Annotated in this window: 17 protein-coding genes; 15 read left to right on the top strand and 2 right to left on the bottom strand. The window is 40.3% G+C overall.

The window, feature by feature from the left end; genetic code table 11:
• Positions 1-386: 386 nt before the first annotated feature.
• Together CXF74_RS07400 and CXF74_RS07395 are read left to right on the top strand one after the other, a co-directional pair.
• A complete protein-coding gene (locus CXF74_RS07400; protein ID WP_101081778.1) occupies positions 387-617 on the top strand; it encodes a hypothetical protein in 231 nt (76 codons plus the stop codon).
• On the top strand, positions 589-1,767 hold the full coding sequence (locus tag CXF74_RS07395) for a MerR family transcriptional regulator (RefSeq protein ID WP_101081777.1): 1,179 nt from the start codon (positions 589-591) through the stop codon (positions 1,765-1,767). Before CXF74_RS07400 ends, CXF74_RS07395 begins: the two co-directional genes overlap by 29 nt.
• A gap of 925 nt (positions 1,768-2,692) precedes the next feature.
• Here the strand turns inward: CXF74_RS07395 and CXF74_RS07390 are convergent.
• Positions 2,693-3,613, bottom strand: coding sequence for a patatin-like phospholipase family protein (locus CXF74_RS07390; RefSeq protein WP_101081776.1), 921 nt, complete (start codon positions 3,611-3,613; stop codon positions 2,693-2,695).
• A 1,160-nt stretch (positions 3,614-4,773) separates the two neighbouring features.
• On the opposite strand from CXF74_RS07390, the gene drt2 reads away from it, so the two are divergent.
• Positions 4,774-6,057 (top strand): antiviral reverse transcriptase Drt2, encoded by a 1,284-nt coding sequence (drt2, locus tag CXF74_RS07385; RefSeq protein ID WP_101081775.1) that lies wholly within the window; start codon positions 4,774-4,776, stop codon positions 6,055-6,057.
• 113 nt (positions 6,058-6,170) lie between these two features.
• On the opposite strand, the gene ubiG is transcribed toward drt2, so the two are convergent.
• The gene (ubiG, locus tag CXF74_RS07380; protein WP_101081774.1) at positions 6,171-6,905 is read right to left on the bottom strand and encodes a bifunctional 2-polyprenyl-6-hydroxyphenol methylase/3-demethylubiquinol 3-O-methyltransferase UbiG; all 735 of its coding nucleotides are present in this window, start codon (positions 6,903-6,905) and stop codon (positions 6,171-6,173) included.
• A gap of 420 nt (positions 6,906-7,325) precedes the next feature.
• Here ubiG and gyrA point away from each other — a divergent pair, with 420 nt between their 5' ends.
• From gyrA to rng, 12 genes are all read left to right on the top strand, one after another.
• The gene (gene gyrA, locus CXF74_RS07375) at positions 7,326-10,046 is read left to right on the top strand and encodes a DNA topoisomerase (ATP-hydrolyzing) subunit A (protein ID WP_101081773.1); all 2,721 of its coding nucleotides are present in this window, start codon (positions 7,326-7,328) and stop codon (positions 10,044-10,046) included.
• A 65-nt stretch (positions 10,047-10,111) separates the two neighbouring features.
• The gene (gene serC, locus CXF74_RS07370; RefSeq protein WP_101081772.1) at positions 10,112-11,200 is read left to right on the top strand and encodes a 3-phosphoserine/phosphohydroxythreonine transaminase; all 1,089 of its coding nucleotides are present in this window, start codon (positions 10,112-10,114) and stop codon (positions 11,198-11,200) included.
• 87 nt (positions 11,201-11,287) lie between these two features.
• Positions 11,288-12,412, top strand: a complete 1,125-nt coding sequence (gene hisC / locus CXF74_RS07365) for a histidinol-phosphate transaminase (RefSeq protein ID WP_101081771.1) — start codon at positions 11,288-11,290, stop codon at positions 12,410-12,412.
• Between the two features lie 3 nt (positions 12,413-12,415).
• A complete protein-coding gene (aroA, locus tag CXF74_RS07360) occupies positions 12,416-13,708 on the top strand; it encodes a 3-phosphoshikimate 1-carboxyvinyltransferase (RefSeq protein WP_101081770.1) in 1,293 nt (430 codons plus the stop codon).
• A gap of 169 nt (positions 13,709-13,877) precedes the next feature.
• Positions 13,878-14,540 (top strand): potassium channel family protein, encoded by a 663-nt coding sequence (locus CXF74_RS07355; protein WP_101081769.1) that lies wholly within the window; start codon positions 13,878-13,880, stop codon positions 14,538-14,540.
• Entirely contained in the window at positions 14,537-15,904 is a 1,368-nt protein-coding gene (locus CXF74_RS07350) for a TrkH family potassium uptake protein (RefSeq protein WP_101081768.1), read from the top strand. The genes CXF74_RS07355 and CXF74_RS07350 overlap by 4 nt, the downstream gene beginning before the upstream one ends.
• A gap of 9 nt (positions 15,905-15,913) precedes the next feature.
• On the top strand, positions 15,914-16,177 hold the full coding sequence (locus CXF74_RS07345) for a hypothetical protein (RefSeq protein WP_101081767.1): 264 nt from the start codon (positions 15,914-15,916) through the stop codon (positions 16,175-16,177).
• 130 nt (positions 16,178-16,307) lie between these two features.
• Positions 16,308-17,351, top strand: coding sequence for a rod shape-determining protein (locus tag CXF74_RS07340; protein ID WP_101081766.1), 1,044 nt, complete (start codon positions 16,308-16,310; stop codon positions 17,349-17,351).
• A 27-nt stretch (positions 17,352-17,378) separates the two neighbouring features.
• Entirely contained in the window at positions 17,379-18,257 is an 879-nt protein-coding gene (gene mreC / locus CXF74_RS07335) for a rod shape-determining protein MreC (RefSeq protein ID WP_101081765.1), read from the top strand.
• The gene (gene mreD, locus CXF74_RS07330; RefSeq protein WP_101081764.1) at positions 18,241-18,723 is read left to right on the top strand and encodes a rod shape-determining protein MreD; all 483 of its coding nucleotides are present in this window, start codon (positions 18,241-18,243) and stop codon (positions 18,721-18,723) included. The genes mreC and mreD overlap by 17 nt, the downstream gene beginning before the upstream one ends.
• A gap of 1 nt (position 18,724) precedes the next feature.
• The gene (locus CXF74_RS07325) at positions 18,725-19,324 is read left to right on the top strand and encodes a Maf family protein (protein ID WP_442965941.1); all 600 of its coding nucleotides are present in this window, start codon (positions 18,725-18,727) and stop codon (positions 19,322-19,324) included.
• Positions 19,314-20,786 carry a ribonuclease G gene (rng, locus tag CXF74_RS07320; RefSeq protein ID WP_101081763.1) on the top strand — a complete coding sequence of 491 codons (1,473 nt, stop codon included), beginning with the start codon at positions 19,314-19,316 and terminating at the stop codon, positions 20,784-20,786. The genes CXF74_RS07325 and rng overlap by 11 nt, the downstream gene beginning before the upstream one ends.
• The last annotated feature ends 24 nt before the right edge of the window (positions 20,787-20,810 follow it).

Here is a 20,810-nt window from a genome sequence, read left to right as displayed (position 1 = left end):
TTGAACTTTATTATTGTTTGCTAAGCGCATCCGCTCGATGTTTAAGCGAGCTTGCCTCGCACTGGTTACGTTTAGTTAAAGGTCTCCTAAAATGAAAGATCTGATCCTAATTATGACCTTATTTACTCTCATTGTGGCAGTGTTTGATCTTACATTGCAGAGGTTTCGCCGGTGGGCGAGTCGCGTTTTCAGAACCGAAACATGTTTCGCAGTCTGGATTAGCAAGCTTCTTTGTACGGACTAAAGAAAACGGAACCAAAAGAAAACCGCCCAAGCGTTTTTTAATCTAGCTAAATAAATTCCTTATTACGCACCAGTTCGGACCGCACATCCGTGTGCGGAACCGAACTTAGTTTCGGCATCCATGCCTCTACTTGCTAAAGGAATTGATTGAGCTAGAAAAACGTAAATGGGATCTTCGCCGCCACATTGATTCGTTATTTAGACAGATATTTTGGGCGAAATTAGACTTTTGGAAAGTCCGTGAGTTTTTATTTGGTTTATCTGTAGAGGCCGGAAAATTAACCATTGACCTGTCTACGGCTTTATACTTTATAGTATATTTGTCATTAGGGGGTAATAAAAGCCATGTATCAAATATCGCAATTAGCCATTAAAGTTGGCTTATCACGTACTGCAATTCTCTATTATGAGAAACAACAGTTAATTAAGGGAAAAAGGTTGAATAACGGCTATCGTGTTTATGACGATGCTGATGTGCAACGTATTCGCTTTATACAGCAGCTTCAGGCTGGTGGATTAACACTTAAAGAGTGTAAAACCTGCCTTGAAGAGAAAATTGATCGTGAATTATTGAAAAATAGATTACAGGTGCTTGATGACGAGATTCAGAAAAAACAGCAATCACGGCAACTTCTTGCTGCGCTTTTAGGTGAAGGCAACCTAAATGCATGGCATGAAAAAGTCGATAAAATTGCGCCAGAAGCTCACTTAAATTGGTTAATGAAGCAGGGCTTTAATGAAAAAGAAGCATTGCGATTACGATGGTTATCAAAAAATATGAATGAACATGACAATTACATGGCTGACTTTATGACAGTCTTTGAAACACTCGAACGCTGGGGACCCGGCGATAAAAATGAAACATTAAAAGCGCTTTCGTTATTGCCATTAGCACCTAAATCAATATTAGAAATAGGCTGTGGTAAAGGGATAGCAACGTCTATTTTGGCGGACAATACAGAGGCTAATATTGTCGGGGTTGATAACGAACAATCGGTCATTGATAATATTCAGAAACAGATCGCTGATAAAGCGTTATCAAGCAACATCACCGCAATATGCGCGAGCATGACCGACTTACCCTTTGAAAAAGACAGTTTCGATACTATCTGGGCTGAAGGTAGTGCCTATATCATGGGCGTGGAGAATGCGCTTATTAAGTGGAAACCCCTATTAAAACAGGCGGGGTTTCTGGTGCTCAGTGATTTAGTTTGGCTGACCGACACCATCAGTGATGAAGCGAAAGTGTTTTGGGATAAATCGTACCCAGACATTCAATCGTTAGCGATTAGAGTTGATCAGATTGAAAAGGCTGGTTATGACATTGTGAGCAGTTTTCAGTTGAGTGACAAAGCTTGGCAGAACTATGTTTCACCGCTTAAAAATAGAGTAGAAGCGCTTTTACCAACGATGCCAGCGTCTAAAGCGCTACAAGATATTAATCATGAGATTGATATTTATAGCCAATATCTGGGTGAATTTGGTTATCAGATGTTTATCTTAAAAATACAGGATAAGAAATGAAGCGTTTGCTCATCTAACTAAGCTAAATATTAAAGGGGGCATCCCCGATGAGCTCTTATAAAGTTTGTTGTTTCGCTAGCGCTCATTGTGGCAGTGTTTAATCTTACATTGCAGAGGTTTCGCCGGTGGCGAGTCGCGTTTTCAGAACCGAAACATGTTTCGCAGTCTGGATTAGCAAGCTTCTTTGTACGGACTAAAGAAAACGGAAGCAAAAGAAAACCGCCCAAGCGTTTTTTAATCGAGCTAAATAAATCCCTTATTACGCACCAGTTCGGGCCACACATCCGTGTGCGGAACCGAACTTAGTAGAGAGCAAAGGGCACGCAGAGCTTAGCCCGCTCAAACACTTTGCTGTCGCAAAATTCGCTCCATGCCTCTACTTGCTAAAGGAATTGATTAAGCTAGAAAAAACGCAAATGGGATTCCTACAACCGCATCGGTTACTTAAAGAGGTTTAGCTTTGTGTATCCCGAATTAGTTGATATTTTGGGAGCTTAGTAAACATGGAGATGCCTGATAACCTGATCGGGAACAGAAAGATTCCGTTGTGTTTTTCTGCTGGAAAGTCTGACTTTAGCAAAGGAAATCAGGGAGTGAATTGAACGATAGTTCAGTGCTATGAACGGGCTAAGCTCTGCGTGCCCTTTGATTTTAATTAGTGCATTCAGACGCGGTGCGTTAAGAAGTCATACTTTTTAGCAGATAAAAAAACACTTCGGAACGGCACTCACTTGCTACTTCAGACTGCGAAACTACGTTTCGGTTCTTCATGCGCTAAAAGTTGCCGAGAGGCGAAACCATTCTATGCAGACTGAAAAATGCTTCAGGCGAGCTTGTCTCGCACTAGTGACTTTAGAGGCATTTTAATTTCCCTCTGATTCCATTTTCTTGTTTATGCTCATTACTGATTTTTACTTAATTCATCTTATTTGAATAACGCTGCGTATTCACTGGCTAAAAACTGTAATCCCATCTCGTAACCCATTTCATAATCATCATTCAGTGCTTTTGCATCACTACCAATAAGTTGACTTGATAATTTAGCGGGTGGAGCAATTTCTATCACCTGTGCATCTTCAGGGGGTCTATCAATAAACTCGATGGCTTGATGATAGGCATTTTCGTGTCCTGTAATGATATTTAACATTTTTGGGCAACGATTCGAGCGACATACCCAAGACTTTAACTTATGAGCCCAAGGCGTACGTATGTTTTCTTGTGTCGCGACAGTGCGCAACACAAGGATCTTTTTAGCACCACGTTGATAAGCTTCTTGAATCGGAATGGGCACCGCAACACCGCCATCTACGTATTGTTGGTTATTAATTTCTACGCCTTTTTTATAAAGATAAGGCAGTGCGCTTGAGGCTTTAAGTGTTGTTAGCCAATTATCTAATGTGGGCTCAAGAAAAGCTGGGCTTAAATCTTCTATGTTAGTGGCTGAAAAGAGCAGTTGGCGACCTTGTAATTGTGTTTGCGCACAATGCATATTTAATTGGTACGCAGGCTCACAGGCTTTTTGGAAATACCAATCCAGATCGACCGCATTACGTCCTATTAAGGAGTGTTTGATATTAAAAAATGCAGGGTGGTTGGAAAGCTCCATAATGGATTTTTTGGCGTAACCCGATTGCTGGGTTATATAAGCAGATAAATTCTGTGCGCCCGCAGAAGTGCCGATCAGCAATGCAAAAGGGTTAAAGTTATTGTCTAGCCAGCTATCTAAAATTCCAGCCGTGAAAATACCGCGTTGTCCTCCCCCCTCGACGACTAATGCTGTTTCTGGAATAGCGGGCGTCCCGGAGCAATTGCTTACATGGTTTGATGTATTTGTTTGAACTGTCATATCTGCTCCATTACTTGAATGGCGCTAATATAGTGGATCTATATCAATAGATAAATTCGATAATACTTCTTGGAGTGATAGTTTTTAGCTATTTATGGTAACAGTTTTTTATGAAGCCGAACTCAGGGGGAATTAGTGCTAGATTGATTCCAATATTAAGCTTCGTTGTTTCGCTAGCGCTCATTGCGGCTGTGTTTGATCTTACATTGCAGAGGTTTCGCCGGTGGCGACTTCATTTTCTTTGTACGGACTAAAGAAAACGGAAGCAAAAGAAAACCGCCCAAGCGTTTTTTAATCTAGCTAAATTAATTCCTTTTTAACGCACCAGTTCGGACCGCACATCCGTGTGCGGAACCGAACTTAGTTTCGGCATCCATGCCTCTACTTGCTAAAGGAATTGATTAAGCTAGAAAAACGCAAATGGGATCTGTGCAGCCACATTGATTCGTTATTTAGACAGATATTTTGGGCGAAGTTAGACTTTGGGAAGCTTTGTAAACATTTTATTGCTTGATAACAAGCGCGGGAGCAATAGGATTCCGTTATGTTTTTCTGCTGGAAAGTCTGACTTTAGCAAAGGAAATCATGGATGATTTCATTAGTGTCTGCATGCACATGGATGTGCATTCAGACACGGTGCGTTAAGAAGTCATACTTTTTAGCAGATAAAAAAAACACTTCGGAACGGCACTCTTTGCTTACTTTCTCTTGCTGTTGAGAGAAAGTGAGGCGCCGAGAGGCGGAACCACTCTATGCAGATTGAAAAATGCTTCAAGCGAGCTTGCCTCGCACTAATGACTTTTTGAATGTCAGATTTTTATTCAATAATAAAGAGCTGACCCCATTTGTTTTGTTTGTTTTTTATAAAGTTCAGTGTAAGCTGTTTGAGCTTTTAATAATTACTAATTAGTAATTGATTAAAAGGTACGTAACAAGATGTCAATGTCAAACCTGCTCAGTAAGCTTACTGAACAGAATGACAGTGACAAGATCATGTGGATAAGCGTCTTCATAGATGTCTCCAAAGTAATTGTTAAAGTGATAGCATAATTTATATTGTACATAACACGGCTAATGACGGCTGTAATGGCCAGTTAATCCGAGGGTGCGTTTAGAATTGCCGTAGTTCGAGCATCCTCGGTTTTGATCTTGAGATAAAAATGAAATTATCACCACAGGACTGGTATCGTACTCGTACTTACTTGCACTTCGATCTTCCTATTAGTATTAAAAAAGCATCAAATATTGTTCCTAATCCTGAATTAGTGGCAAAACATGCATTTTACCCTTTGATTCATTATGAAATAGAGCTTAAAAAAATTGGTAAACATGACATTACCAAGAAACTGATAGACCTACCTGTTAAGTCTCGCCCTATATCTTATCCTGCTCATATAGATAGCCATATATATTCATATTATTCAAAAATTCTTAATGAACGTTACGAAGAAAAAATTAAAGTAAACGACTTGAGTGATTCTATTTTAGCCTTTAGGTCTTTGGGGAAAAGTAATATTGATTTTGCATTGGATGCTTTTAATGAAGTTAAAAAGTTTGGTGAGTGCTGTGTTGTCGCTCTCGATGTAAGTAAATTTTTTACATCATTGAATCATGATCATTTAAAGAAAGAGTGGTGTAATTTACTGCTAGTAGATAAATTGCCGAAAGACCATTTTAATGTTTATAAATCAATAACGAAATATTCTGAAGTTAATAAAGTTGATTTATATAAGTTGCTAAATATATCTTTAAATTACCATAACCATAAGAAAAGAAGGGTTTGTGAACCTATAGAATTCAGAGATAACGTAAGAAAAAATAAATTAATTGTTACAAATAAAGACGACAATGGAATTCCTCAAGGCACGCCATTAAGTGCCATGCTATCAAACATGTATATGTTTGACTTTGACTTTGCCATGAAAAATTTCATTGAGCAGTGTAACGGTAAGTATTTCCGTTATTGCGATGATATGTTGTTTATCGTCCCTATTAATAAAAAGATAGAAGTAGAGGCGTTTGCGACTCAAGAAATAAATAAAATTGGGTTGTCGGTCAACCAAAAGAAAACAGAAATTAGAACTTTTACTATTTGTGAAGGTAAACTTACAGCAGACAAACACTTACAGTATCTAGGGTTTATGTTTGATGGTGAGAATATATATCTAAGATCATCATCATTAGCTCGTTACTCAGTAAGGATGCGAAGGGGTGTGCGGTTAGCTAAAAAGACAATGTTGAAATATAATAATCTTCGCCTAGCAAGTGGGAATGGCGAGAGGAAATTATTCAAGAAAAAATTATATAGCCGTTATACCCATTTAGGAAAAAGAAATTTTATTACCTATGGGCTAAGAGCGGCTAAGACAATGGATAGTCCATCTATAAAACGCCAATTAAAACCATTATTCGGTAGATTTAATGAAGAACTAAATAAGCCTTAAAGTCATTTTCTCTGAATGTTCACTCTGAAAATAGTCACTCATGTGGCTTAAAGGCTACCTACATAGTAGCCTTTTTCGTTTGCAGAGTCGGTTGAGAATAACGACTACTACATTTAGCTTCTTTTTACACAACGCAACATATAATTCACATCTACATTCTTAGTAATATTAAAACTATTCGTAAACGGGCTGAATTCAACGCCACATAAATCGTCACATTTAAGCGATGTATTATCAATATCAGCAAGCAGCAAAGACGGGCGGATGAATTTCTCATATTCATGTGTGCCTTTAGGTACCCATTTCAACAGGTGTTCTGCACCTAAAATCATCATTAAGTAAGCTTTGAAAGTTTTATTAATAGTAGAAAAATAAACCGTGCCACCAGGTTTCACTAAGTCGCAACAAGCTTTGATGATAGAAGCGGGGTTGGGTACATGCTCAAGCATCTCCATGCAAGTCACTACATCAAACTGCTCTGCATGTTGGCTTGCAAACTCTTCAGCGGTAATCATTTGGTATTCAAGTTTGGTTTGCGTTTCCATTGCGTGTAAACGCGCAATTTGTAACGAGGCGTGTGCCATGTCGATACCGGTTACCGTTGCGCCTTGAATGGCCATACTTTCTGCTAAAATACCGCCACCACAACCAATGTCTACAATTGCTTTGCCAAATAAACCTTCAACACCTTGCTCGATATATTCCAGACGTGTCGGATTAAGCATATGTAGCGGTTTAAAATCACCTTCTAAATCCCACCATTGTTCTGCCATTGCAGAAAACTTTTCAATCTCTTTAGGATCAACGTTATTGGTGAAAGGCGTATTTTCAATTGAGGTTGCAGACATAAATAGTTACCGAGTGATTTTGAGAGCGCTAAGTATAACGATAAGGCATAACTGTTTCCAATCTAATGACAAAAATCACCACGAAGCTGCTGCGCTACACAGAGGACACGAAGAAAATCGTTCAAGAAATGTGTTGGTATTTTTCTTCTTTTTCTTCGTGCCCCTTCATGTCATCGTGGTGATTATCTTGTGTGTTTTTGGATTCGCTCATTTACGCTGTTTTATCAATTTGGACGATTAATCGGTTTTAAGGCCTTTTAATGGTTTTTTGGTTGCTTAAAAAACGCACGCAAAAGCGTTAATTGTGCTTAATTGCGCCATAAAACGATTCTGAGGCGATTTTGAGTGTAAATTAAACAGGTAACGGCACTCTTTCATGGTAGAGTGTGTCACCCTAAAATTTTGAGGATTTCTATCTCTATGAGCGAATTTGCATCTGACGTTTCTCCAATTAACATTGAAGACGAATTAAAAAACTCTTATCTCGAATATGCAATGAGTGTAATTGTTGGGCGTGCACTGCCTGACGTACGTGATGGTTTAAAGCCAGTTCATCGCCGTGTTCTTTTTGCAATGAACGTGTTACGTAATGATTGGAATAAACCTTACAAAAAATCAGCACGTGTTGTTGGTGATGTAATCGGTAAGTACCATCCACATGGTGATACTGCTGTTTACGATACAATCGTTCGTATGGCGCAAGACTTCTCATTACGTTATATGTTGATTGATGGCCAAGGTAACTTTGGTTCTGTTGATGGTGATAGCGCGGCTGCAATGCGTTATACCGAAATCCGTATGGATAAAATCGCGCATGAGTTATTAGCCGATCTTGATAAAGAAACCGTTGATTACGTACCAAACTACGATGGTACTGAACTTATTCCTGAAGTAATGCCCACTAAAATCCCGAACCTATTAATCAATGGTTCATCGGGTATTGCGGTAGGTATGGCAACTAACATTCCACCACATAACTTAGGTGAAGTGATTGACGGTTGTTTAGCGCTGATCAATAACAAAGACATTACTATTGATGAATTAATTGAATTCATTCCGGGTCCAGATTTCCCGACTAGCGGTATTATCAATGGCCGTAAAGGCATTATCGACGGTTACAAAACGGGCCGTGGTAAATTAAAAATACGTGCTCGAGCAGAAATCGAAGTGAATGAAAAAACCGGTCGTGAAACGATCGTGGTACATGAGCTTCCTTACCAAGTAAACAAAGCACGTTTAATTGAAAAAATTGCTGAGTTTGTAAAAGATAAAAAAATTGAAGGCATCAGTGCCCTACGCGATGAGTCTGATAAAGACGGTATGCGTATGGTTGTTGAAGTGAAACGTGGCGAAGTAGGCGAAGTTGTTTTAAATAACTTATATGCACAAACGCAGATGCAAGTTTCATTTGGTATCAATGCTGTTGCACTAGACCACGGTCAACCAAAACTATTCAACTTGAAAGAGATGTTAGAAGCGTTTGTACGTCACCGTCGTGAAGTGGTTACACGTCGTACGGTATTTGAATTACGTAAAGCACGTGATCGCGCACATCTACTTGAAGGTTTAGCTATTTCATTAGCAAATATCGAACCGATTATTGAATTGATTCGTAGCTCGCCAACGTCTGTAGAAGCTAAAGTTGCGCTACAAGCACAGGGCTGGAAACTAGGTAATGTTGAAGCAATGCTTGGCGCAGCCGGTGTTGATGTTGCTCGTCCTGATGGTTTACCAGTTGAATTTGGTATGCGTGATGATTTGTACTTTATGACTGAAGTACAAGCACAAGCAATCCTAGATATGCGTTTACATAAATTAACGGGCCTTGAGCACGAGAAAATTTTAAACGAATATAAAGAACTGATTGATGTGATTACGGCATTACTGTTTATCTTAGAAAATCCACATCGTTTGATGGAAGTGATTACAGAAGAGCTTGAAGAAATTCGTGCAAACTTTGGTGATAAACGTCGTACAGAAATTACAGCAAGTGAAACTGATCTTTGTATGGAAGATTTAATCACTGAAGAAGATGTTGTGGTAACGCTTTCTCACGAAGGTTACGTTAAATACCAACCATTAACCGACTACGAAGCACAGCGTCGTGGTGGTAAAGGTAAATCAGCAACGTCGATGAAAGATGAAGATTTCATTGAGAAACTGTTAGTAGCAAGTACCCATGATACGATTTTATGTTTCTCTACACGTGGTCGTTTGTACTGGCTGAAAACGTTCCAGTTACCGCTGGCTTCACGTCAAGCACGTGGTCGTCCAATTGTGAATATCTTGCCGCTTGAAGAGGGTGAACGTATTACAGCGATTCTACCTGTTCGTGATTACGAAGATGATAAGTTTGTCTTCATGGCAACGGCTAACGGTACGGTTAAGAAAACAGCTCTAAGCGCTTACAGTCGTCCACGTTCAAGTGGTTTGATTGCGATTAACTTAAATGATGATAACGAGCTAATTGGTGTACAAATTACCAATGGCGAGAATGAAATCATGCTCTTCTCTGATGCGGGTAAAGTAGTTCGCTTTAAAGAAGCAGAAGAAACGTTAGCAGTTGATGAAGAGGGTAACCCTATTCTTGACGAAAACGGCGAGCAAGAGATTAAGTTTAAAGGTGTTCGTCCAATGGGACGTACGGCAACCGGTGTTCGTGGTATTAAATTGAAAGACGGTGAGAAAGTTGTGTCACTGATCATTCCTAATGCAACGGGTCACATTCTGACAGCGACTGAAAATGGTTACGGTAAACGTACACCACTTGATGATTACGCGCCGAAGAGCCGTGCAACACAAGGTGTTATCTCAATCAAAGTGAGCGAGCGTAACGGTAAAGTGGTTGGCGCGGTGCAAGTTGATGAAAACGATGAAATCATGCTTATCTCTAACCGCGGTACATTAGTACGTACGCCGGTGGTGGGTGTGTCTGTTGTTGGTCGTAATACACAAGGTGTTACGTTGATCAAAACACGTGAAGATGAAAAAATCGTTGCGTTACAACGTATCGAAGAGGTCAAAGACCTCCCTGTTTACGAGTCTGAAGACGAGGCTTCTGACGTGCAAGGTGAAGAATCAAGCGCGCAAGAAGAAGGTCAAGAAACAGAGGCTCCAAGCGGTGATGAAACTGCTGAGTAAACATTAAGTAATTATTAAATAAGCGGCTTCGGTCGCTTATTTCATTTTAGAAAGAGAAACATTTAATGAGTAAAATATTTAACTTTTGTGCAGGCCCTGCAATGTTACCGGTTGAGGTAATGGAGAAAGCACAAAGCGAATTCTGTAACTGGCAAGGTTTAGGCGTTTCAGTCATGGAAGTGAGTCACCGTAGCCCTGAGTATGTTGCGATGGCAGCAACAGCAGAGCAAGACTTACGTGATTTGATGGAAATTCCTGAAAACTACAAAGTGCTATTTTGTCACGGCGGTGGTCGTGGGCAGTTTGCTGCTGTGCCACTTAATTTATTAGGTGATAAGTTAGATGCTGATTACCTAACAACAGGTCAGTGGTCTAAATCGGCAGTGGTTGAAGCGAAGAAACACGCACGCATTAGCGAAACCGACATCATGACAACAACGGCTGCCGGTAAAGCATCGGTTAAAGCTTGTAGTGAATGGCCAATCAATGCAGGTGCCGCTTACCTTCATTATTGTCCTAATGAAACGATTGAAGGTATCGAAATTTTTGAGATACCAGAAACCGGTGTTGTACCGTTAGTGGCAGATATGAGCTCAACGATTTTGTCACGTCCAATTGATGTGTCTAAATTTGGCATTATCTACGCGGGTGCGCAGAAAAATATTGGTCCTTCAGGCCTTTCTATTGTGATTGTACGTGATGATTTAATCGGACACGCGCGTAAAGCGATTCCTTCGATTTTTGATTATGAAGTGCAAGCAAAAGCAGACTCAATGTTTAATACGCCACCAACCTACGCTTGGTACTTAGCCGGTTTAGTTTTTAAATGGCTTAAAGAGCAGGGCGGATTAGTTGAAGTAGAAAAGAAAAATATTGCTAAAGCAGCACTACTTTACAACTTTATTGATGACTCTGATTTTTACGCAAATAATGTTGATGACAGTGTTCGTAGTCGTATGAATATACCGTTTACCTTAGCGGATGATAAGCTTAACGAAACCTTCTTAAGCGAAGCAAAAGAAGCGGGTTTGTTAACGCTGAAAGGACATAAATTAGTCGGTGGCATGCGCGCGAGTCTTTATAACGCAATGCCAATCGAAGGCGTTCACGCGTTGGTAGACTTTATGAAAGTATTCGAAAAGAAACACGCATAAAAAAGCTCTCAGCTATTAGCCTTCAGCGGTCAGTGACAACCGAAAGCTGAAAACCGATAGCTGACAGCTTATTATAAGGAATTTAATATGAGTTGTGATTTTTTAAGTTTGGCCAATGTGGGTGTGCAGAAGTTACGTCCGTATCAGGCAGGTAAACCGACCGATGAATTAGAGCGCGAGTTGGGTATTACCCATATCGTTAAACTTGCGTCTAATGAAAATCCACTAGGATTGGCATCATCAGTAAAGGATGCACTGCAAAGTGAATTAGCCACGTTAACACGTTACCCGGATGCCAATGGTTATTACCTGAAAAAAGCATTAGCGGATAAATATGACGTTAATGTTGATCAAGTGACATTAGGCAACGGTTCAAACGATCTGTTAGAACTGATTGCCCGTGCTTTTGTTTGCAGCGAAGATGAAGTGATGTTTGCGCAACATGCCTTTGTGGTTTATCCGTTAGTCACACAAGCTATTGGCGCTACAGCGGTTGCTGTGCCGGCGAAAGATTACGGTCATGATTTAGATGCGATGGCGGCGGCTATCACAGATAAAACCAAGCTTATTTTTATTGCTAATCCTAATAATCCAACGGGTACATTTTTAGAGCAAGATGCGATTAAAGCATTCTTAACAAAAGTGCCAAGTGATGTCTTAGTGGTATTGGACGAAGCTTACTTTGAATATGCAATGCCTTCTCGCCGTGGTAATGCGATTGCATGGATAAGCGAATTTCCAAACTTAATTGTTTCTCGTACTTTCTCAAAAGCTTATGGCTTAGCGGGATTACGTGTGGGTTATTCAATTTCACGCCCTGAAATCGCGGATATTCTAAACCGTGTTCGTCAGCCGTTTAACTGTAATGCATTAGCCTTAAAAGCGGCTGAAACGGTATTAAACGATGAAGATTATTTGCAAAAAAGTGTCGCGTTAAATAATCAAGGCATGGAAGATTTAAGTGCCTTTTTTACTGATAATGGCCTTGAATACATCGCTTCAATGGGTAACTTCATTACCGTGAATGTGAATCCGCTCGGTGATAAACAGTCTGGTGACCAAGTGTACCAAGCGTTATTACAAGAAGGTGTGATTGTGCGTCCGATAACAGGATATGGTTTACCTAACCACCTGCGTATTAGTATCGGTACACACAGCGAAAATCAGCGCTTCAAAGAAGCACTTTGTAATGTATTAAATTTAGAGAGTTAAGAAATGGAACAACTTTTATTAAATCCAATCGCTAAAGTCGATGGTGAAATTAATCTACCCGGTTCAAAAAGCCTGTCAAACCGTGCGCTGTTATTAGCCGCATTAGCTAAAGGCACAACAACATTAACTAACTTATTAGACAGTGATGATATTCGTCATATGTTAAATGCGTTGAAAAAATTGGGTGTTAATTACCAATTATCTGATGATAAAAAGACCTGTGTCGTTGAAGGTCTTGGTCGTGCATTTAATACCACTGAGTTGGGCTCTTTAGAGCTGTTCTTAGGTAATGCAGGTACGGCAATGCGCCCATTATGTGCAGCGCTGTGTTTAGGTCAAGGCGAGTACGTTTTAACCGGCGAACCGCGTATGTTTGAGCGTCCTATCGGCTCATTAGTTGAAGCGCTGCAACAAGCCGGCGCTGAGATAACTTACCTTAAAAATGAAAACTACCCACCGCTTAAAATTAATGGTACTGGCCTTAAAGGCGGTAATATCAAGATTGATGGTAGTGTTTCAAGCCAATTTTTAACTGCATTTTTAATGTCAGCACCGATGGCCAGTGAAGACACTACGATTGAAATTGTCGGTGAACTTGTTTCAAAACCGTATATCAAAATCACGCTACAAATCATGTCTGATTTTGGCATCGACGTTGATAATGAAAACGGCGAATACCAAAAGTTCACTATTAAAGGTGGCCAGACTTATACGGCTGCCGGAAGCTATTTAGTCGAAGGTGATGCATCATCGGCTTCTTACTTTTTAGCGGCAGCTGCCATTGGTGGCGGTACGATTAAAGTGACTGGCATTGGCCGAAAATCTGTGCAAGGTGATATTCAATTTGCTGACGCATTAGAAGCCATGGGTGCAAATATTGAATGGGGCGATGATTATATCAAAGCCAGCAAAGGCGAGTTAAAAGCCGTGGATATGGATTTTAATCATATTCCTGATGCCGCTATGACCATTGCGGTGGTTGCTTTGTTTGCAACGGGAGTGACTAAAATTACTAACGTGTATAACTGGCGTGTGAAAGAAACAGACCGTCTATTTGCAATGGCAACTGAGCTACGTAAAGTCGGTGCGTTTGTGGTTGAAGGCCATGACTTTATCGAAATCACCGCGCCAGCAAAAATACTGCATGCTGAAATCGATACTTATGATGATCACCGTATTGCGATGTGTTTCTCGCTTGTCGCTTTAAGTGGCACGTCTGTGACCATTAACGATCCAAAATGTACTTCAAAAACATTCCCTGATTACTTTGAAAAACTGGCGTCTGTTAGCCAGTAAAAAATGATTTAGTGTTATGTGAAACAGAGCCTTGCAATTGCAGGGCTTTTTATTATCTAATTATCTGCTAGTGATGTTGTGAACTAAACGTAAAGGGCCTTGCAATTGCAGCGTTATTTATTGTCTAATTCGCCACCAGAATTTTAGAACTGAATATAAAGAGACGTTAATGAAACTTAATGATAAACAATTTGCTGTTATTGGATTAGGTCGATTTGGTATGGCGCTATGTGAAGAATTGAGTGCACAAGGTGCGCAAGTCTTAGCCGTAGATGTTATTGAAAGCCACGTTAAGAAAGCTGCCGAATTTGCCAGTCACGCGGTTGTGGCAGATTGCAGCAATGAAGAAACCGTCCTTGAGCTTAAGCTCGATGATTACGATATTGTGATGGTGGCAATTGGTGATGATGTAAATACCAGTATTTTTACCACATTAGTCCTAAAAGAGTCTGGGGTGAAAACCGTTTGGGTAAAAGCCAAAGATAAATATCATGCAAAGATTCTCAAGAAAATAGGCGCCGATAAAATTATCAGTCCTGAGCGAGACATGGGCATTCGTATTGCACGTAACATGCTTGATCTGCGTATTTTTGATTACCTGCCATTAGGCAGTGGTTTGGCTATTGCCGAAGTCGTGGTAGGCAGTAAACATTTTGGTTCAATGATTAATGAGCACCCCTGTTGCCAGAGTGAAGCCACAACTATTCTTGCTTATAAACGTGGCCCTACCTTACATAATCACCCTGATGTCACAGACAAGCTTGAGATTGGCGATATTTTAATTGTGGCAGGAAAAGAAGATAAAATCCTCGAACAGTTTAAAAAGTTATGATTTCATTTTCTAAAAAAAGTGCCGTGCTTCACCTCAAAGGTGAAAATGGCAAAAAGCGTTGGTCTGAACCGCGGGTTATTCTGTTTAGTTTCCTCGCGATTTTATTACCTAGTGCTCTGTTGCTCACACTGCCTATTTTTTCGGTATCCGGGTTAAGTTTCATTGATGCATTATTTACTGCAACTTCCGCCATTAGTGTAACGGGGTTGGGCGTTGTTGATACGGGTGAACATTTTACCTTTACCGGCAAGCTGTTATTAATGTTATTAATGCAAATAGGTGGATTAGGGCAGATGACACTGTCTGCTATTTTGTTATATATGTTTGGTTTACGCCTGAGTTTACGTCAGCAGTCGGTGACCAAAGAGGAGCTGGGGCAAGGCAACTCGGTTAATTTAAGAAAATTAGTCAAACACATTATTGTTTTCTCATGTGCAGCAGAGCTCTGTGGGGCAATATTATTAGCCTTTCGTTTTGTGCCACAGCTAGGCTGGGCAGAGGGCCTTTTCAGCGCGCTTTTCCACGCGGTGTCTGCTTTTAACAATGCCGGTTTCTCATTGTTCTCTGACAGTATGATGAGTTATGTTGGCGATCCGCTGGTTATCTTTACCATTGCTTCCTTGTTTATTTTTGGCGGGCTGGGCTTTACAGTTATCTCAGATTTACACGGAAATTTAGCACGTGGCTTTAAACACCTTCAGTTGCATACCAAAATCATGTTGATTGCCACGCCGTGTTTACTCTTAATTGGCACGTTATTGTTTTGGCTTTTAGAGTCTAATAATCCTAATACCTTGGCGCCACTTTCTAGCTCCGATCAATGGCTGGCTGCATTTTTTCAATCTGCCAGTGCAAGAACCGCAGGGTTTAACAGTATTGACCTGAGCCAATTCAGCCATCCCGCATTATTGGTGATGATGGTGTTAATGCTCATTGGTGCCGGTTCAACGTCAACGGGGGGCGGTATTAAAGTATCAACCTTCGTGGTGGCGATGATCGCAACCTGGGCCTTTTTAAGACAACGTAATAAAGTGGTTATTCTAAAACGCACTGTGCCGTGGAATACGGTGACTAAATGTTTAGCCATTATTGTGGTGAGCTGTTTTGTATTAATAAACGCGATGTTTTTATTAATGCTTACTGAGAATGCACCTTTTGACTTAGTGATGTTTGAAACTATTTCTGCATTTGCGACCGTCGGCTTAACCGCAGGTTTGACCGCTGATCTTTCAGAACCAGGTAAAGTCATTATGGTGGTGGTGATGATCATAGGGCGTATCGGGCCACTAACATTAGCGTACATGTTAGCGCGTCCTAAACCGACGTTATTAAAATACCCTGATGGGCATGTTTTTGCAGGATAAAGGAAACATATGTTAACTAATCTTTTAAAGGGCTGTTTGCTTGTTGGCGTGCTATTAATCATTATCGGTGTGATATTAATGGCTTTTACTGATGTGACGGTGACGATGGGCATGAATGGTATTTTAATGGTGAGCCTGATTATAGGTTTAGGTTTGCTACTATCAATCCCCAGTAAAATAGTTTTAACCTTGTTATATTTACAAAAAAAGAACAAAATCAGGCGCATTCAAGCTCGCGTCAAAAGTAAATTGGGTGGTTTGCCTGTTTTCTAAACAGATAAATGTAAAGTTGCTGATAAAAGTGCTGATAAGGCGCGCTATTCACTTTCTTTTCTTGATGAAATATAAGAGGGTTGCTAAAGTGCATGCTTATACTATTTATTAGCACTGTTGGATAAAATTCATGTTTAAAATGCTTCGAGGTATGTTCTCTAACGATTTATCGATCGATTTAGGAACCGCAAACACACTTATTTATGTAAAAGACCAAGGGATCGTATTAGACGAACCTTCAGTTGTTGCTATCCGTTTAGATAAAAACGGTGCAGGTAAAAGTGTTGCCGCAGTCGGTCATGCTGCCAAACAGATGTTAGGTAAAACACCGGGTAATATTCAAGCTATCCGTCCAATGAAAGATGGCGTAATTGCTGACTTCTACATTACTGAAAAAATGCTACAGCATTTTATCAAGCAAGTGCATAACAACAGTATTTTACGTCCTAGCCCACGTGTTTTAGTGTGTGTCCCATGTGGCTCTACACAAGTTGAACGTCGTGCGATTCGTGAATCTGCACAAGGCGCTGGAGCACGTGACGTATTCCTAATTGATGAGCCTATGGCTGCTGCCATTGGTGCGGGTATGCCCGTTTCTGAAGCAAAAGGTTCAATGGTTGTTGATATCGGTGGTGGTACTACTGAAGTCGCTGTTATTTCATTAAATGGTGTTGTTTACTCTGCTTCTGTACGCATTGGTGGTGACAAATTTGATGACGCGATTATCAACTACGTACGTCGTAACTACGGCTGTACCATTGGTGAAATTACCGCTGAACGTATTAAGAAAAGCATTGCGATTGCGCACCCAATCAATGAAGTTAAAGAGATTGAAGTACGTGGCGTAAATGTTGCAGAAGGTGTACCGCGTAGCTTTACACTGAATAGCAACGAGATTTTAGAAGCACTTCAAGAGCCATTAAGCGGTATCGTTTCTGCGGTAATGCTGGCACTTGAGAAAACGCCACCAGAATTGGCTGCTGATATTGCAGAACAAGGCATGGTATTAACAGGTGGTGGTGCACTGTTATGCGAATTAGATAGATTATTATCTGACGCGTCAGGTATTCCAGTTATTGTTGCTGACGATCCATTAACATGTGTGGCTCGTGGGGGCGGTATGGCGCTTGAAATGATTGATACTCATGGTGGTGACCTGTTTAGCGCCGATTAAGTTTTCTCTGATAATTGAATCCCAATAATGAAACCTATTTTTCTAAGTGGTCCCTCATTTTTATTAAGGCTATCCATTGTGATAGCCTTTTCGGTTATTCTGTTTTTAGCAGATAGCCAATTAAATTTGTTTGCCTCTTCAAGACTCTATCTCAACTCTCTTGTTAGCCCTATTCAATATATTGCCGATGCGCCTCAAAAGCTTTCCAGTACTATTTCTGAAAACTTATTAACCCGACAAGCCCTCAAAGAACGCAATCAGCAATTAGAAAAAGATAATCTTTTTTTAAAAGCAGACCGTTTATTATTAACACAATTAGAACATGAAAATAAACAGCTTCGTGAGCTGCTTAATTCTCAGCGTAATTTTAGTTATAAACGCATGATTGCTGAAGTGATGAGTTTACGATCTGACCCTTTTACCCATCAGTTATTGATAGATAAAGGCGCAAGAGATGGTGTTTATCTCGGTCAGCCAGTGATTAATGAAGAAGGTGTGGTTGGGCAGGTTTCGCAAGTGGGTAGTACCACCAGTCGTGTATTATTGATTGTTGATGCGAGTCACGGTATTCCGGTACGTGTGCAGCGTAATGACATTGTCGCCATTGTGCATGGTAGTGGCGCTTGGAATAAACTGAATTTACCTTTTGTACAAAGTAATGCCGATTTAAAAGAGGGCGATTTATTAGTGACCTCTGGTCTTGGTGGACGTTTTCCTGCGGGTTATCCGGTGGCTAAAATAAGTCGTTTTGACTATCAAGAAGGCGCGTTATACGCCGATGTAACCGCGACACCAGTTGCACTGCTCGATAGAAGCCGCTATTTATTATTATTGTGGAACGATCACAAGCTTACTGATTCTGAGCCATCGCTTGATTTGGAGAGCGAAGATGTCACTGCTCAATAGTTATCGCGTTATTTATAGCACCTTTTTACTCGGTTTAATTGGTGCTATCTATCCACTGCCTATCTTTCTAAATGCATTTAGACCAGATTGGATGGTGTTGATTATCTTTTATTGGGTACTTGCCTTACCGCATCGCGTGAGTGTGGTGCATGGTTTTGTTTTAGGCTTTTTGTTAGATATTTTATTAGGCTCAACATTAGGCATGCATGCCTTGCTGTTTTCATTGTTAGCTTATTTTGTGAGTATCGGTTATCAACGTATTCGTTATTTTACCTTGGTACAAACGACACTGTTAGTGGGTTTATTCATCCTGTTGACTAAGTTTGCTTTGTATTGGCTTGCTTCAAGCTTGCAAGAGATCGTATTACATAAACACTATTTTTGGTCGATCTTTACTTCAATGCTAGTTTGGCCATGGTTCTTCTTTTTTATGCGTTACATACGTCAACGTTTTAAGGTGTTATAACATGGCCAATAAGATGACTGATCCTACTATTTATCTGGCTTCAAACTCTCCTCGCCGCGCGGAACTTTTAAGCCAAATTGGCGTCTCATTTACGCGTGTTAAAGCGGATGTTGAAGAGTGCTTGCAAGCGGGTGAATCAGCTCAAGACTATGTGTCTCGTTTAGCGCTTGAAAAAGCCCAAGCCGGTTTTTTAAATAGTCCTCAGGATAAACCTGTTTTAGGCGCGGATACGATTGTTGTTATTGACCAAAAAACCTTAGAGAAACCGCGAGGTCAAGCACATGCACAAGAAATGATGCACATGTTATCCGGTGCAACACATCAGGTATTTACCGCGATTGCCTTGGTTGATGAGAAACAACATAAACAAATTTTAATTAAAACCAGTGTGACATTTAAGGTTTTAAGCGATCAAGAAATAAATGATTATTGGCAAACAGGTGAGCCCCTAGATAAAGCGGGTGGTTATGGCATTCAGGGCATGGGTGGTAAGTTTGTTACTCATATCAATGGCAGTTACAGTGCGGTGGTTGGTTTACCTCTTTACGAAACAAATGAATTAATTAAAAACTTTATACAGGAATCGCCTTATGTCGGTTGAGTTATTGATGAACATTACCCCTACAGAATCGCGCGTTGCGTTGATCGAAGGGGGCGTATTACAAGAGTTACATATCGAGCGCTTAGCGACAAAAGGTATTGTGGGTAATGTTTATAAAGGTAAAGTGTGCCGTGTATTACCCGGCATGCAAGCTGCTTTTGTTGATATTGGTTTAGACAAAGCCGCTTTTTTACACGCTTCAGATATCGTACCGCATACAGAATGTGTCGCACAAACAGAGAAAGCACAGTTTCAAGTCGCTGATATTTCCTCATTAGTGCGCCAAGGCCAAGATATTATTGTGCAAGTGGTGAAAGATCCGCTAGGTACAAAAGGCGCACGTTTAACCACAGATATTACCGTGCCTTCTCGTTATTTAGTGTTTATGCCTGGCAGTGTACATGTGGGTGTTTCGCAGCGTATTGAAAGCGAAAAAGAGCGTAATCGTCTTAAGAAAATAACCCAAGGTTGTATCGATGAATTGGGCGGTTTTATTATTCGCACTGCAGCTGAAGGTGCGCCTGAGGCTGAGTTACAGCATGATGCAGCTTTCTTACAACGCGTTTGGGCAAAAGTATTAAAACGTAAAGCACGCCACAAATCTAAAAACAAACTGCTTTATCAAGATTTAGTTTTACCTTATCGCATTTTACGTGACTTTGTAGGTACTGAGATAGACCGTGTACGTATTGATTCGAAAATAACTTTTGCGGATCTTAAAGAGTTTACTCACGAATTTGTGCCTGAGCTTGAAGATAAAGTGGAATATTATGAAGGTGAAAGCCCGATTTTTGATCTCTTTGATGTAGAAAATGAAGTACAGCGTGCATTAGAGCGAAAAGTAGAATTAAAATCAGGTGGTTACTTAATTATCGATCAGACTGAAGCAATGACAACGGTGGATATTAATACCGGTGGTTTTGTGGGTCATCGTAATTTAGAAGAAACGATTTTTAATACCAACCTTGAAGCAACGCAAGCAATTGCGCGCCAATTACGTTTACGTAATTTAGGCGGTATTATTATTCTTGATTTCATTGATATGAAATCAAACGAACATAAACGCCGCGTTTTTACCAGCCTTGAACAGGCACTGGCTAAAGATCGTGTTAAAACGCATATCAATGATTTCTCGCCACTCGGCTTAATTGAAATGACACGTAAACGTACTCAAGAAAGCCTTGAGCATATTTTCTGTGGTGAATGTTCACAATGTAATGGCCGTGGTTATGTAAAAACCGTTGAAACCGTTTGTTATGAAGTCTTACGTGAAGTGTTACGTGTTAATCGTGCTTACGATGCCGATCATTTTGTTGTTTATGCATCACCTTCTGTTGCCGAAGCCTTGCAAGGTGACGAGTCACACAGTTTGGGTGAGTTGATTGTGTTTATGTCGAAGCAAGTGAAAATTCATGCAGAGCCGATGTACGGTCCAGAGCAGTTTGACGTGGTAATGATGTGATTCAAAATAGTACAAAATGGATTT

It is taken from the genome of Psychromonas sp. Urea-02u-13, assembly GCF_002835995.1.
Lineage (GTDB): Bacteria > Pseudomonadota > Gammaproteobacteria > Enterobacterales > Psychromonadaceae > Psychromonas.
Note: the sequence above shows the minus strand (reverse complement) of the source record. Positions and strands in the feature narration are given on the sequence as shown.